The 13626-nt window shown below is 44.6% G+C and carries 13 protein-coding genes and 1 pseudogene; 3 read left to right on the forward strand and 11 right to left on the reverse strand.

Going from position 1 to position 13626, the window contains the following annotated elements; translation table 11 throughout:
• Positions 1 to 38 precede the first annotated feature (38 nt).
• Complete coding sequence (locus IQ270_RS11600) at positions 39 to 839, forward strand: hypothetical protein (protein ID WP_193973371.1); 801 nt, start codon at positions 39 to 41, stop codon at positions 837 to 839.
• Positions 840 to 849: 10 nt separating this feature from the next.
• On the opposite strand, the pseudogene IQ270_RS11605 reads toward IQ270_RS11600, so the two are convergent.
• A pseudogene (locus IQ270_RS11605) lies at positions 850 to 1008 on the reverse strand (SAM-dependent methyltransferase); the annotation flags it as partial.
• A gap of 254 nt (positions 1009 to 1262) precedes the next feature.
• On the opposite strand from IQ270_RS11605, the gene IQ270_RS32270 reads away from it, so the two are divergent.
• The gene (locus IQ270_RS32270) at positions 1263 to 1571 is read left to right on the forward strand and encodes a transposase (RefSeq protein ID WP_193973372.1); all 309 of its coding nucleotides are present in this window, start codon (positions 1263 to 1265) and stop codon (positions 1569 to 1571) included.
• Complete coding sequence (locus IQ270_RS11615; RefSeq protein WP_228056272.1) at positions 1571 to 2116, forward strand: transposase; 546 nt, start codon at positions 1571 to 1573, stop codon at positions 2114 to 2116. The genes IQ270_RS32270 and IQ270_RS11615 overlap by 1 nt, the downstream gene beginning before the upstream one ends.
• A 43-nt stretch (positions 2117 to 2159) precedes the next feature.
• Here IQ270_RS11615 and crtD read toward each other — a convergent pair whose 3' ends face one another.
• From crtD to IQ270_RS11665, 10 genes are all read right to left on the reverse strand, one after another.
• On the reverse strand, positions 2160 to 3749 hold the full coding sequence (crtD, locus tag IQ270_RS11620; RefSeq protein ID WP_193973374.1) for a C-3',4' desaturase CrtD: 1590 nt from the start codon (positions 3747 to 3749) through the stop codon (positions 2160 to 2162).
• Between the two features lie 628 nt (positions 3750 to 4377).
• A complete protein-coding gene (gene moeB, locus IQ270_RS11625) occupies positions 4378 to 5550 on the reverse strand; it encodes a molybdopterin-synthase adenylyltransferase MoeB (RefSeq protein WP_193973375.1) in 1173 nt (390 codons plus the stop codon).
• Between the two features lie 86 nt (positions 5551 to 5636).
• Positions 5637 to 6098 carry a Mov34/MPN/PAD-1 family protein gene (locus tag IQ270_RS11630; RefSeq protein WP_193973376.1) on the reverse strand — a complete coding sequence of 154 codons (462 nt, stop codon included), beginning with the start codon at positions 6096 to 6098 and terminating at the stop codon, positions 5637 to 5639.
• 94 nt (positions 6099 to 6192) lie between these two features.
• On the reverse strand, positions 6193 to 6804 hold the full coding sequence (locus IQ270_RS11635) for a Uma2 family endonuclease (RefSeq protein WP_193973377.1): 612 nt from the start codon (positions 6802 to 6804) through the stop codon (positions 6193 to 6195).
• A gap of 150 nt (positions 6805 to 6954) precedes the next feature.
• On the reverse strand, positions 6955 to 7182 hold the full coding sequence (locus IQ270_RS11640; RefSeq protein ID WP_193973378.1) for a ferredoxin family protein: 228 nt from the start codon (positions 7180 to 7182) through the stop codon (positions 6955 to 6957).
• 69 nt (positions 7183 to 7251) lie between these two features.
• Positions 7252 to 8358 carry a hypothetical protein gene (locus IQ270_RS11645; RefSeq protein ID WP_193973379.1) on the reverse strand — a complete coding sequence of 369 codons (1107 nt, stop codon included), beginning with the start codon at positions 8356 to 8358 and terminating at the stop codon, positions 7252 to 7254.
• A 15-nt stretch (positions 8359 to 8373) separates the two neighbouring features.
• Complete coding sequence (locus IQ270_RS11650; RefSeq protein ID WP_193973380.1) at positions 8374 to 9606, reverse strand: MBOAT family protein; 1233 nt, start codon at positions 9604 to 9606, stop codon at positions 8374 to 8376.
• A 373-nt stretch (positions 9607 to 9979) separates the two neighbouring features.
• Entirely contained in the window at positions 9980 to 11215 is a 1236-nt protein-coding gene (locus tag IQ270_RS11655; protein WP_193973381.1) for an ATP phosphoribosyltransferase regulatory subunit, read from the reverse strand.
• 218 nt (positions 11216 to 11433) lie between these two features.
• Positions 11434 to 12387 (reverse strand): tetratricopeptide repeat protein, encoded by a 954-nt coding sequence (locus IQ270_RS11660; protein WP_193973382.1) that lies wholly within the window; start codon positions 12385 to 12387, stop codon positions 11434 to 11436.
• A 136-nt stretch (positions 12388 to 12523) separates the two neighbouring features.
• On the reverse strand, positions 12524 to 13626 hold a 1103-nt coding region (locus IQ270_RS11665), incomplete at its 5' end, for a reverse transcriptase domain-containing protein (RefSeq protein WP_193973383.1).

The raw sequence follows: 13626 nt of genomic DNA on the forward strand, positions 1-13626 counted from the left end.
ATGTATACTTTAGTTTTAATTAGACGAGGATTAAGATAATGAATCTTGCAGAAAAAATTATTAACAATATTCAAGAAAAAGATTTACAATATATTCTTGATTTGGAAAAAAAGATTTTGAATTCTAAATTAACTTTAGATCGAAATTTGTTAATAGATGTGGAGGATCAAAAAACCGCCCAACGATATTTCTATCTTTATACACTACCTATGTTAGAAGGACTAGGAATTTTAGAGCAGCAGGAAAATGCTATTTTTTGGGGGACTGTGCAATTATGTTTAGATTTACATCTAAGATATGTAGATTACATCATAGATGATGATAAAATAGACATAAGCAGATTATTAATTACGGAAAAGTCTTATAACTATTTATTCCGAGCGCAAATGCTACTAAATCAAAAAGGCTATTTGTGGGGTTCCGATCAAATGGCTATTTATACACAATATTTTGACTACGAGAAGGAGGCAAATACCGATCTGTTTCATGATTTTGGTAGCTTATGGAGACGAGTATCTCCTCTATTCATTGTTTCTGGAAGTTACTTGAAATTATCTGGTAAAATAGTTGATTTTGATTTTTATTACAAACGGTATATAAGTTCTTGGTTGCTCAAAGCAGATTGCTCGGATATTATTAAGGATATTAATAAACAAAAAACTCCGATTACCTATTTAGTATATAATTACGATGCTCAAATTGATAAGAATGTAATGTTGATGGCTAAGACTATTAACTCTATTGATGTCAAACTCGATCGAGGTTTAACTCAAATCAAAAACCACATATCTAACAAACTTCCAATATGGGCAATAATTATTGAAAGTTTGTTGTCTTAAAGTTTCGCTATCAGACTTGAGCAGCTTTCGTTTTGATGCTCTCTGTTAATTCTGGCGAATTAGCTCGTAAAGCGCAGAACATCCCGAATCGGCAAAGACCGAGGCCGAATGCTAGCCGCGTCAGTAAAAGAGTTGGTACTTCTCGCAAAGATTTAATGAAATCTGATAAACTCACATCTTGCACTATTGTCATGAATAGGCTTTCGGGCCTGTTCCACAAAGAATGAGTTTTCTTGTGGGCCGTTGCTCCTAGCCTGCCCGTAAAAGGCTTATTGACGAATAGTGCAACATCTCAGATAAACCACAAGGCACTAACCGTTCAGCGGTAAGGTGATCTTCGGCGCACCCTACATATAGAACCCATTTGACATCTTTTACGGTCTTATGGTAGCGTGACCGTAAAAGCATTATCCAGTAGCAGCCATGCCTTATTATAGCAGTCTAACGGATTCAGAATGGGAAATAATTGAACCCATACTACATGAGATATTGCCCAAAAAGAACCGAACTAGACCATGTAACTGGACAAAAAGAGAAATCTTAGATGGAATTTTCTATCAACTAAAAAACGGCTGCAATTGGCAAGACTTACCTAAAGACTTGCCCCCCTATTCCACTGTATATTGGCATTATAAACAGTGGCGACAACAGGGAGTCATAGAAGAGCTGATGAGGGTGTTACATGAGAAAGTGCGTGAACAGGTAAAAAAAAAGCCAAATGGACTACATTGATGATTATAGACTCACAAGCCGTAAAAAATACTTGTAATGCTAGTATTGAGTCAAAGGGGTTTTGTTTCTACAAGTCTACCAATGGTATTAAAAGACACCTAGTCGTTGATACATTAGGGTTTCCATTCTTTACACACGGAACTAAAGCTAGTGTGTCAGATGATGCTGGCTTGATTGAAGTTTTGACTTTAAACATCGATTATTTTAAGTCCAAACCTCTAAATATTCCGAAAATTACACTTTTACTAGACAATGGTTATCATCCCGAACATCTCACAAAAGAGTTAGAAAAAAATTATCCAGAAATTATGACAAAAATCAAGTTTGAACTTTCAGAAAAGCCATCAAAATCCGAAAAACAAGCTCAAGGAAAATCAGGATTTGTCCCAGTTAAAGCAAGGTGGGTCATTGAACGGTCAAATGCTTGGATGGAAAGATGTAAAATTTTGGTGAAGAACTTTGAGAGAAGTTTGGCAGCGGCGACTGCCAAGCTCAACCTTTGTTTGATTAGGCTGATGATTAGAAGGCTTGCACCCTCTTCTTAGATGTCAAATGGGTTCTATAGAGGTTCTGCGTCCAAGACTGTTATCAAAATTCTGCATCCATTTGCCGCACGACTGTTAAAGCAGAATAGGAAACACCGGCAGTTCCTTCTCCCGGATGGGTGGAGTCGCCGACTAACCAGAGGTTTTTAATCGGCGTGCGGTTAGCAAATCCGAAGGGGCCGAAGGTTGGTATTCGCTGGCCGATGCCGCCTACAACTCCTCGATCGCGCGCTGTGTAGCGGGCAAAGGTGCGGGGTGTGGCTGATTCTTGGTGTACAACTTTTTCGGGTGTCAAATCGAAATATTCGCTCAAACGGCCGATCGCCCCTGCGGTATATTTTTGCTTCAATCCTTCATAATCAACCGAATTCCACCACATTCTAGTATCAGTAAAAGACGAAGCGATAATTGTCGCCATTCCCTCTGGTGCTCGGCCATCACCCGGATGGCTGACAGAAACAAATAATGAATTATTCTCGCCAATTTCGCCGTCGTAGTCGTAGAGAAACTGAAGGTGCGGCGGACAATTTGCCGGAATTGCGCTTTCGTGCACTCCCAAATATATCACAAATGCCCCGGATGCGGGCGGCAGTTTATCGACTCGATATTTGTAGCCTGCCATTTGAGTTGGGATTTGATTTGTTGTTTCTGAATTATCTGTTAAAGTTTCTAAAATAGGCTCGCTTGACAATAACTTTACTAGATTTTGTGCGGTCACATTAGCAACAATGCGATCGGCTGTTTCTGTCCAAACTTCGCCTGTTTTTTGATTGCGAATCACTGTGCCGATGGCTTGGCCGTTACTGGTGACAATACTTTCGACTGTATGGCGCAACAACACTTTGCCGCCGTAAAGCTCGATCGCCTCTACAAGTCGATCGCTCAACACCTGCATACTTCCTTCTAGATGATACAATCCCTGCGGCTCTTGGCTTACTCCCAAAGCTGTCGCCGCGTACAGCAGCGCCGTTTCTTCAGTATCAACTTGAGAATACAATTTTAACTGCAAATCCAGAAAAGTTTTCAAGCGCAAATTGTCTCCCAACCCGCAAAGCCGCAAAGCATCTCCCACCGTCATAAAAGTGAAAGGTAAAGTAATCAAAGTATCGGGGCGAACTGCTTGAATTAATTGCCAAAAATCCCAGAAATTTCTGGGCGGCAAAACTGGATCGCGCCCTTGAAACTTCCAGCTAGCTTGGAACAATGTAGATAATAATTGCCAAAAACGTTCGCTACCAGGAAACTGCCGCTGTCTTTCTTCCTGCCATTTTTGCGGATCTCGCCAGACGCTAATCGGTTCAGTTTCTCCCGGCAAAAATACCGCACAAGCGGGATCGCAGGGCGTGGCGGCGGGAAGTTCGATGTTTAATTCTGAGAAAATTCGGTGGTGAATGCCTCCGGGTTCCAATCCTGCAACCTGCGTCGCGCCCACATCGAAGGTAAAGCCTTTGCGTTTGAAGGTAGAAGCGCAGCCTCCAGGGACGATCGCCTGCTCTAAGACTAGCACTTTGTATCCTCTGCGGGCTAACAGGGCTGCTGCTGTGAGGCCCCCGATTCCGCCTCCAATTACAGTGACGCTGCCCTTAGTTTCGGCTGCAACGGGTTTGCTCTGAGGGGTGCGATCGCTCGTCATAATTGATTTATTGTAATATTGCTTAATATTATGCTCATATTTTGCAATAAAAAGCTTCTCCAATTACACTCCTGCAGCGACTTAAGTCTCAGAGCAGTCTTTCGGGTTGAGTTGACATTGACGGGCACTGTGCAGTGTCTTTAGCGACTGCTAAACGTTTAAAAAATAACACGACAAAGCCAGAGACGAACCCGATTTGGGGCGGGCAAATCACCCGCCCCAAAAAAAGATTGAGCTTATACCAATTCTCAAAAACTTTGCAACAGTTTTTGTAAGGGCGGGTTCATTTGCTCGTTACCAGGCTCTGCCTGGTAATGCAGATCCGGAGGCTCTGCCTCCTTTGAGGAAGGCAACTTAGTTAGTAGGCATTAGTTAGTAGGCAGTTGTCAACAGTCAGCAGGCAGTAGTTAGTAGGCAGTTGTCAACAATAAACAACTCATTAGTCCTCATATCGAGGACTTCTGCTATTAGCCAGGGCTAAGTCTAAGAGCGGTTTTTCTGCTTAAGTTGACTTGAGACAATATGCAGTGTCCCTAGCGATAGCTTAAACATTTAAGCAATGGTATGAGAAAGCCGGAGATTCTCGATTTGGGGCGGGCAAATCGCCCGCCCCAAAAAAAGATTGAGCTTAATATTGAGGAACAGACGAATCTACTTCTAGACTCCAAGCATTAATCCCGCCCTTAACATTAATCCCCTCAATTCCCGCTTCCTTCAAAATACCCAAAGCCTTAGCAGAGCGGCCGCCCATTTTGCAGTGTGCAATCAAGCGATGCCCGTTCAACAATTGCTTGACTTTGGCAACACCTTCGCCGTGTTCGATATCCGGCAGAGGCACCAAAACCGACCCAGGAATTTGAGCAATTTGATACTCGTTAGGATTGCGAACATCCAACAGTACAAAATCCTTCGCACCGCTGTCGATCAACTTTTTAAGTTCCGCGACAGTCATCTCAGAAATTTGTTGCTGTTCTTGAGCTTCTTGAGCTTTAGCTTGAGGAATGCCGCAGAATTGTTCGTAATCGATTAACTTTTCAATTACCGGGCGCACTGGATTCGGCCGCAGTTTCAATTGGCGGAACGTCATTTCTAAGGCATTGTACAGCAGCAATCTGCCGCTCAAAGTAGTGCCTTGACCCAAGATAATTTTGATAGCTTCCGTGGCTTGGATAGAACCGACAACACCGCACAAAACGCCTAAAACGCCGCCTTCTGCACAGGAAGGAACCATCCCTGGAGGCGGGGGTTCGGGGTACAAATCGCGGTAGTTCGGGCCGCCTTCGTAGTTGAAAACAGTTGCTTGTCCTTCAAATCGGAAGATGGAACCGTAGACGTTGGGCTTGTTTAACAGTACGGCAACGTCGTTCATCAAATAGCGAGTGGGAAAGTTGTCTGTACCGTCGATGATGATATCGTAGGGAGTGGCAATGGCGATCGCATTTTCGGAACTAACGCGAGTCTCGTACAAATCAACTTGACAAAAAGGATTAATTTCTAAAATCCGATTTTTCGCCGATTCAATCTTCAGTTTTCCAACCCAAGAAGTGCCGTGAATCACCTGCCGCTGCAAGTTAGAATGGTCTACAACATCAAAGTCTACAATGCCAATGCGACCAACACCGGCTGCTGCTAAATACAGCAGCAGTGGCGAACCGAGTCCTCCCGTACCGATGCAGAGTACACTCGCAGCCTTGAGACGCTTTTGCCCTTCCAATCCAACTTCAGGGAGGATGAGGTGGCGAGAGTAGCGTTCGTATTCTTGTTTGTTGAGCTGGATCTCGTCCAGATTAGGATTTAGCATGATATTGTGTGTAGCGCAGATTTTGAATTATATCCTATCCGAATCTTTCGTATTTTTGCGTGTTTGTGATTTTTACTAATTATTTCTTAATCTACTGTGAGAATTTCCTCGGCTTGGAATTTGTTTTCTCTGTCTAGAGTCCAACTGCAGAAGTCTTCACAACAGCCTTGTTGAACGGAGACTATGATGTAGGAGTATTGAGCCCAGGCTAAGGTGCGATCGCACTCCGAGGGCACTGCGGGACAATCCGGGTGAGAATGGTAGATGCCGATAATTTCTAAATTGCGATCGCGCCCTTGTTTCATCGCCCGCAACATATCTTCTGGCGCAATAGCATATCTACGTTTTTCTGTCAAGTCTTTTTGTTCCGGCCAATTATCCTCAGCTTCAGCACTCCAAGCATTGTCAGTCGGCCAAACTTCAACTAAAGTTTTAACACCGTCAGCGATCGTACCTAACAACAAACCGCAGCATTCTTCTGGATAAGCGCTTTCGCCGTGGGTGCGGATAGATAACAGGTGAGAGTCGGAAAGTGCGATTTTTGGCATAGGATTTTATTGGGGATTTTTTGTAAAGTGCGGGCTTTTTTTTAATTGTGGAACAGGCATCTTGCCTGTTCAATACTGGCTTTTCTGGAAATCTCTATTGATTTGAGGTTCCTGTCGCTGTTTGCAAAACAGTTCTATAAGCAATAACAGCTTCCGTTTGGTTGACATATCCTACATATTGACTCAATACAGACAAATCTAACTCTGGCAAAAATCCACTCCTTGAAATTAACTCATAACCTTGTTCTCGCAAGCGGTAAAGAGAAAATCGATCGTTCGCCCAAAACCAGACTTCAGGAACCAGCAAACCGCGATACACTTCTAATTTGTCAACTCCACCGCTAGTTAGAGCAATTTCGATCGCAATATCCGGGATTTCTGCCAGTGCACCCAAGCAGTAACACTCGTCTGGTTCCGCCCCCCGTCTCACGGCTTCGCGGCGAAATGTAGCACTTCCGTAACCGTTGAGATTAATTAGCCTTTCTACTGCATAGGTTTCTATCAACCGGGCAATAATTGTTTTGAGCCTTTCATGTTCTGGCGAATTTGTCATAATAATTTCTAACGTTCCTTCCAAGTACGTCATTCTGGGAAAATCATCGACAAACATATCCGAAAGTTGCTCGTATTGCTCCCAAGTCACATCATAGAGAATGACGCGCTGTTCTGTCGCTGGAGCGAGAGTTTTTGGATCTAAAAGTAACATAATCAATCACCTGCACTTAATATTTTTAAATCTTAGATTTTTTCGAGTTTTCTCACTTTCTTCTCTGTGTTCTCTGCGCCCTCTGCGGTTCGCAAAAAAAAATGTAGAGTGCGCCGCAGCGCACCGTACAGATGAATGTAATTAATGCAATCAAGCGGGAGTTTGCTGTAACTCAGGCCGCTCATCGGGGACGATCGCATTTTCAACAGGACAAACCTGCAAACAAATGCCGCAGTCTATGCAGGTATCAAAATCAATCCAAAACCAATCAGTACCCTTGACATTTTTGCCTGGGCCGGGGTGAATGCAAGCCACGGGACAAGCGCCGACGCAATCAGCAACTCCCTCGCAAATATTCGTAACGATAGTGTGTGACACAGTGTTCTCAATTCTTCAGATTTGACAGACGAATCCGTTTTTCTTCTAATTTAACACTGAAGACATACCTTATGGAGCTTGCTTTGATTTTGCCAGCAGCCCGAACAAATCTTCGGCTACAGCTTTGTGACCGTCCTTGTCCAGATGAACCATATCAAATTTAATGTACATCGGGGCAAAACGACCCTCTGTTTGAGTAATTTGCGATCGCCCGCGGCGAACTCCTCCAGTAGAATCGACATAGGCCAAACCCAGGGATTTACTAATTTCCCCAAGTCGTTTCCCCGCATCGATAGTCAGCCGCTGTTTGGGTACTTGCTGTTCGTTATCAGAAAAACCGTCAAAAGCCATAAAGCGAGGAGGCAAGTAAACTACAGTCAAAGAACGGCCGTCAGCAGCCACAGAGTCCCGGAGTACGCTCAAATCAATCTCGAATTGCTTCCAAGCACGATCGGCCAAATCCTTCGGCAAATCCGCCTGCTGCCAGCCCAAGGCTAGGGTTGCACCCAAAGGAACTTCCGGTTTGAGGTTGTTGTTTGCCAAACCCACCAAGTACAAGGCTTTTTGGGAGTTGATTTTCAGCCAAGACGGGGTAGCGAAGATTTTAAAATGCTTTTTCACATCAGCCAGCTTGGATTTGACAATTGGTTCGAGATAGGGGTTTGCAATCGCTGATTTGTCATCGCGCCGAAACCACGTCATTGAAATCAAGTTGTCGTCTACCGCCAGCACTACTAAATCTGGCTGGTACTTAGACCATTGGTTGCGGTAAACAGAGTTAATTTCCTTCACGGAATAACCCTCTAGACCGCTATTTATGTAGGTTGCCTCAGCACCGTTTTTCTGAAAAACAGTTGCTAGCTGGGCCGGCCAAGTATCTTCGGCAGCAATCCCTGTACCGAAGGTGGTGGAATCTCCCATTCCTAGGATTCGCAATTCGCCTGGAGCTTTTTTAATCGGCAGCAGCGGGCCGCGATTGCCTGCGCTGCTGACGGCGATTGGATGACCGCCAGTCAATTCGCGATCGAAAACATTATTGGTATACTCAGGAGCACTCACTTGCAGGAGTCCTTCTAACAATACAACTGCCAACAATACCTTCGACAAATCCACACCAATGCAGCGAACTGTGGTTTTTAAATTGGCAATTGCTTTGTCATTAAATATCTGACTCATCTTTTTTTAAGCCGCTTAGAACTGGAAGTAAAGAAAATTTGAACTTGAGGCACCGGCGAAGGTAAACATTAGCGCCAGCGCCATTGCACAAGTAATCCACTTGAGCGAATTTGGGTGGTTTTGTGTCCAACTCATCCACTTTTGCTTCCAATCAAACCATTCCACTAGCAGAAGTGCAGCCATGTAGAACACTGGCCGATAGTCGATCGGTATCCGCCCGTCAGCAAAGGTCAATATCCGCTGCAATACGACAACGGCACTGTTCAAATTCGCTGCCCGGAAGAAGATCCAAGAAGTACAAATTAGACACAAGGTAATCAGCCAGCGAATTAAATAATTGATTTGAGAAGTTGGCTTAGATGAAAGTTTAGTTGCTCGTTCAATGGAGAGCATTGCTCCTTGCAAACCTCCCCAAACAACCCAGTTCCATCCAGCACCGTGCCAGAGGCCTCCTAGCAGCATGGTAATCATCAGGTTTGCGTAGGTACGCAGATTGCCGCCCCGATTCCCGCCTAGAGGAATGTAGAGGTAGTCGCGCAACCAATTTGACAGCGAAATGTGCCACCTGCGCCAGAAATCAGTAATGCTGTAGGCTAAATAAGGTTTCTCAAAATTTTTCGGCAGTTCAATTCCCAATAGGCGAGCTGAGCCTATCGCAATATCCGAATAACCCGAAAAGTCGCAGTAGACTTGAACCGTATAAGCCAATGTACCCAACACCAGCCCCAGCCCGGAGACATTTTCGGGACTGGCGAAAACTTCGTTGGCTATTGGTGCGATCGAATCAGCTACATAAACTTTTTTCAGCATCCCCCAGACAATCTGAGCAATACCGCTGCGGATCGCCATCCAGTCTACCGACGCATTGCAGGCAAATTGGGGCATCAGAACTTCGGCGCGGACGATCGGCCCTGCTAGCAAACTAGGGAAGAAAATCACGTACAGCGCTACATCGAGGATTGACTCTCTAGCTTTGGTAACGCCTTTGTAGACATCGACTATGTAGCTAATTGTTGAAAACGTGTAAAAAGAAATACCTAAAGGTAAGAGCAGGTTTAGTTGAGGCCAAAGGCGAGATCCTAACAGCGAGTAGCTCGAATCTAAGAAAAAATTTGCGTATTTAAACACAAACAAAGTGCTAATAACTACAACCAAAAAAGTAATTAAAGCAGTAGTTCGGTTTTTCGGTTTAGTCGATGAGTCAATTATGCGAGCTGTTGTATAAGCCAGCAGGGTATAGCCAACCATTAAAATTGAGTAGGGTACGCTCTAAGCCCAATAAAAACAGTAGCTGGTCAATAACAGAAAACAACGTCGGTAGTGCGGTGTCAATAAGTAATACACATACACCACAATTACCAGGAATCCCAAAAAGAGTGTGGAGTTAAACAGCATTTTTGAGTTTTACTCTCCAACCGGAAACTAACGCTCACAATGGTAGCAATAACGAAAACCGATCGAGTATCCAACTCAGGGACGCAGGAACTTGTTTTTTATGGAAAAACGCCATTACAGCAATGGATTTAGGAGCTAAAATCATTTTATTAAGTTTTTTGTACAATATTTGTGAGAACCCCGACTTCTATAAGAAATCGGGGTTCTGGGTGTTCTGTCGCAACGATTAATTTACCGATTCAATTGTTGGGACACCTTCGGCATTTACCCAGGCAATTTTAGCAATACGCCGATCGAGCGCGAATTCCCGCGCCGCCTCCGCAGTCTCCCGAATCTCCAAATCTATCTCTACCCGGATTGGGGGAGTAGACTCTCGGAGTTTGCGGGCGTAGTCAAAGGCTGCTGCGGCTGCTTCAGGAGTTTGAGGCACGATCAACCATTCGCTGGCTGGTGTCTCTGCGGGCAACTGACCCTCTGCCAGCAAAACTTGGTGCAAATCTTCAATATTCAGACAAAACCCGATGCCGGGGGAATTTTGCCCTTGGGGGTCGAACAGTCCCAACAGTTGGTCGTAGCGTCCCCCTTGTCCTAAAACTCGCTGTTGTGTCTTGCTGCTGCTGACAACTTCAAACACTATTCCAGTGTAGTAGTCAAATGTTTGAATTAAACTTAAGTCGAGGTGAATTTGAAATTTTAGATGGGGAATTTTTGATTGACATTTGTGCAGTAGTTCGATCGCACATTTGAGATTGTTTAACGCCGCTTGCTGTGGCAAATCTAAATCCAGCTTGGCAACAATCGGCAATACCTCTTCCGGGCGGCCGCGCAGGTCAAACAACAGCAGAGCTCTTTCTCGCAATTCGTCAGACAGCGGCAAGGTTTCCAAGGCTATTCGATCGAGATTGGCGATCGCGTGGCGAACTTTTTGGCGCACGTTTGGCGCAAACGGTTCCAGCAATGTTGCCGTCAAGCCCGCTTCTCCCAACACCAAATGCCAGTCATCTATTTCCAAGCTCTGCAAGCACTCAGACAGCAGCAGCAGCACTTCTGCATCCGCAATGCTCCCCCCCGCGCCGAGGAGTTCTACCCCAGCTTGATAGAATTCCTGTTGCCCGCCTGAACCCGTATCTGCACCTTTGCGGAAGACGTTGGCGTTGTAGTAGAGGCGCTGGGGCTGCCAGCGCGTCCCGGACATCCGCATCGCAGCCGCCCTGGCGATGGAAGCTGTCAATTCCGGGCGCAAGCCGAGTTCTCCATCCTCAGCGTCTTGGAGTTGAATTAAGGTCGATCGGTCGATCGCGCCCCCAGCCATCAAAGTCTCCAGCCTTTCTAGAGTAGAAGTAATAATCCGGTGATAGCCCCAGCGGTGAAAAACCTGCTGTAAGCGCCGTTCGATCGAAATTTTTTGGGCAACGTCAAGGGGCAATAAATCTCTTGCACCCGATGGGGGTTGGTGAACCATAAGTTAGTTGACTGTTGGCTGTTGACTGTTGACTGTTGACTGTTGGCTGTTGTCAGTACGAAAAAGTAAAAAACATTAATCCGTGTATCCACGTCTATCTCTGTAGGGCTGTCACTTGTTAGTTATTAGTTGTCATCGCAAAAATTGAAAGTTATGAATTATGATTTTTGAATAGATATTCAAAAATCATAATTAAACACTCCTCACTAAACTACTCATTATTTCTTTTTGCCGCCAAACAAACTCCCAAAAAATGCGCCCAGTTTATCCTCACTTTTCTTGTCCTTTGCGCCGGAAGCTGCAGGCTGTTCCAGCTTTTTCTTCACCTCCAAAGCCGTCGGTTCTTCAGGATTTGAGGCCAAAGCTTTTTGCACTTCCAGTTTTGCCATTGTGGCTTGATTTTGTTGAAAGTAACACATTGCTAACAAACCGTGAGACTTGCTGTGTTTCGGTTCCCGCTTCAGAGCTTCTTTCAACTCCAAAGTTGCTTTGGCGTAATTTTTGCTGTCCATAAATCCTTGAGCTCGGACGCAAGCTCGATCGGCCAGCGAGTCTCGGGGTAGGACTTTGAGCGGAGGCTGCGCTGGAGTTGCGGTGGCTGGGGTTACTGCTGCTGGGGTTACTGCTGGTTTTTTTGGTGTGGTAGTTGGGGTTGCGATTTTTGCGGGCGAACCGGTTCCAACTGCACCGCCAAGTCGCTCTTTTCGCAGCAGGTAAACCATGTTTAGTTCGCTAATTTGAGCGATCGCATCTTGGGTTTCCTCAACTGATTCGTACTGCTTGAGAGCGAGTTTGGCAACTGCTGTTTTATAAGCTTCTTCTAAATCTTTAGCAGTAGTTAACTCTTTAGCTGCTGCGCTTTCTACCTGCATTTTTCCTTGTTCTTTCAGGACGCGCTTGCCGATGGCTGCTAATAGCAGGTTGTATTCTTTGCGATCGCTTTCTTTCGAGAATTTGTTGTACGCCGGATTGACTACTTTTGACAAAAATTGGTTAGCCCAATCTTTATCGGCTTGGTCTTCAAAAGAGCAAGTATCCGAATGCAAGCGGCGGGCAATTTTCATGTAGCGCTTGCGGATGTCGTTAAACTCGGCATCTAAGGGAATTCCCAAAATTGCGTGCTGATCTGTGAAGTCGTACTTGAACAGTCCTTTTGTCATTTCAAAAGACATAACTTTTACTCTCGCTTTCTTGGCTTTGTTAGAGTCGATAGGGGCATTTCTACCCCTACCTCTCCTTCAGAACCGGACATGAAACTTTCGCCTCATCCGGCTCCTTGATATCTTCATCCTTTGTTAGGGATACAATTCAAAACGGATTGCTATAATAGTCCTTGTTGAGAGAACCGTCATTTTCCGTTTTTGTGTCGTGACAGTGTTTATGCAGAAGTTGGAGGTTTTTGTACTCATCATTACCGCCTAATGAGCGGGGTTGGATATGGTCAACTTCTACAGTATCTGTAGGTGTAAAGTACAGACCACAGTGGGTACATTTACCTTTTTGTGTCTTAAGCAGTGTTGCCACTCTTGTTGGTGTTTCGGGGTATTCTCCGCGTCTCTTGCTCCAGTAAATCCAGTCACCATCGTAAGGTGTTGAATTGCCTTTTACTTTAACGTGCCTTACAATAGGCGTTGCTTTGTGTTGGACTAATTCTAAACCTTCTTCTGTGCTGAAACACCAATTTCTGTCGCCTACTGTTCGCCAGTATTTGTCTTTATTGATGCTACCTTTTCCCCGTCTTCTCGCCCATGCTCTTAGCTTGTCATAAGTAAGACTGTCTACCTTGTTAAAGGTATCTTTACTTACTACTGTTGAGTAATAGTTTGACCATCCCCTAATTATTGGATTCAGCCGACTAATTAAAGCAACTTGGGGGGCGGTGTTATGGGTGTCTATCACTTCTTCAATTTTTGCAAGATGAGCTTTGACCTTGGGTTTTGACGGGGTGATTATTGTCTTAAAACCGAGTGGTATTCCGTTTGTACTTTTTGCACTTCGGTAGTTACCTACCTTATGTTGTTGTACATGAAATCCTAGAAACTCAAACCCGACATTTCCATTGTATTCGTTGAGGGTGTGGGTTAATTTTGTTTTGCTTGGCTTCAATTCTAAGCCAACATCACTTAACCATTCTGCAATTATCTTCTGACAGGCTAGTATTACTTCAATGTCTTTGTGAATAATCACAAAATCATCGGCGTACCGGATTAAACTTAAAGAACCTCGTTTATCTTTTTTATTGATTCCGTAGTATCCTTTTGTTAGCGTTTCCGCATATTGTTTGACCCGTTCTTCCATTCCGTGTAAGGCTATGTTAGCCAAAAGTGGAGAAATGACCCCACCTTGTGGTGTGCCTTCTTTGGTCGGGAAGATTTCACCTTGGTCTAATACCCCGCTTTTAAGCCAGGACT

The sequence above is a fragment of the Microcoleus sp. LEGE 07076 genome, assembly GCF_015207455.1.
In the GTDB taxonomy this organism is placed as follows: domain Bacteria; phylum Cyanobacteriota; class Cyanobacteriia; order Cyanobacteriales; family Microcoleaceae; genus Microcoleus.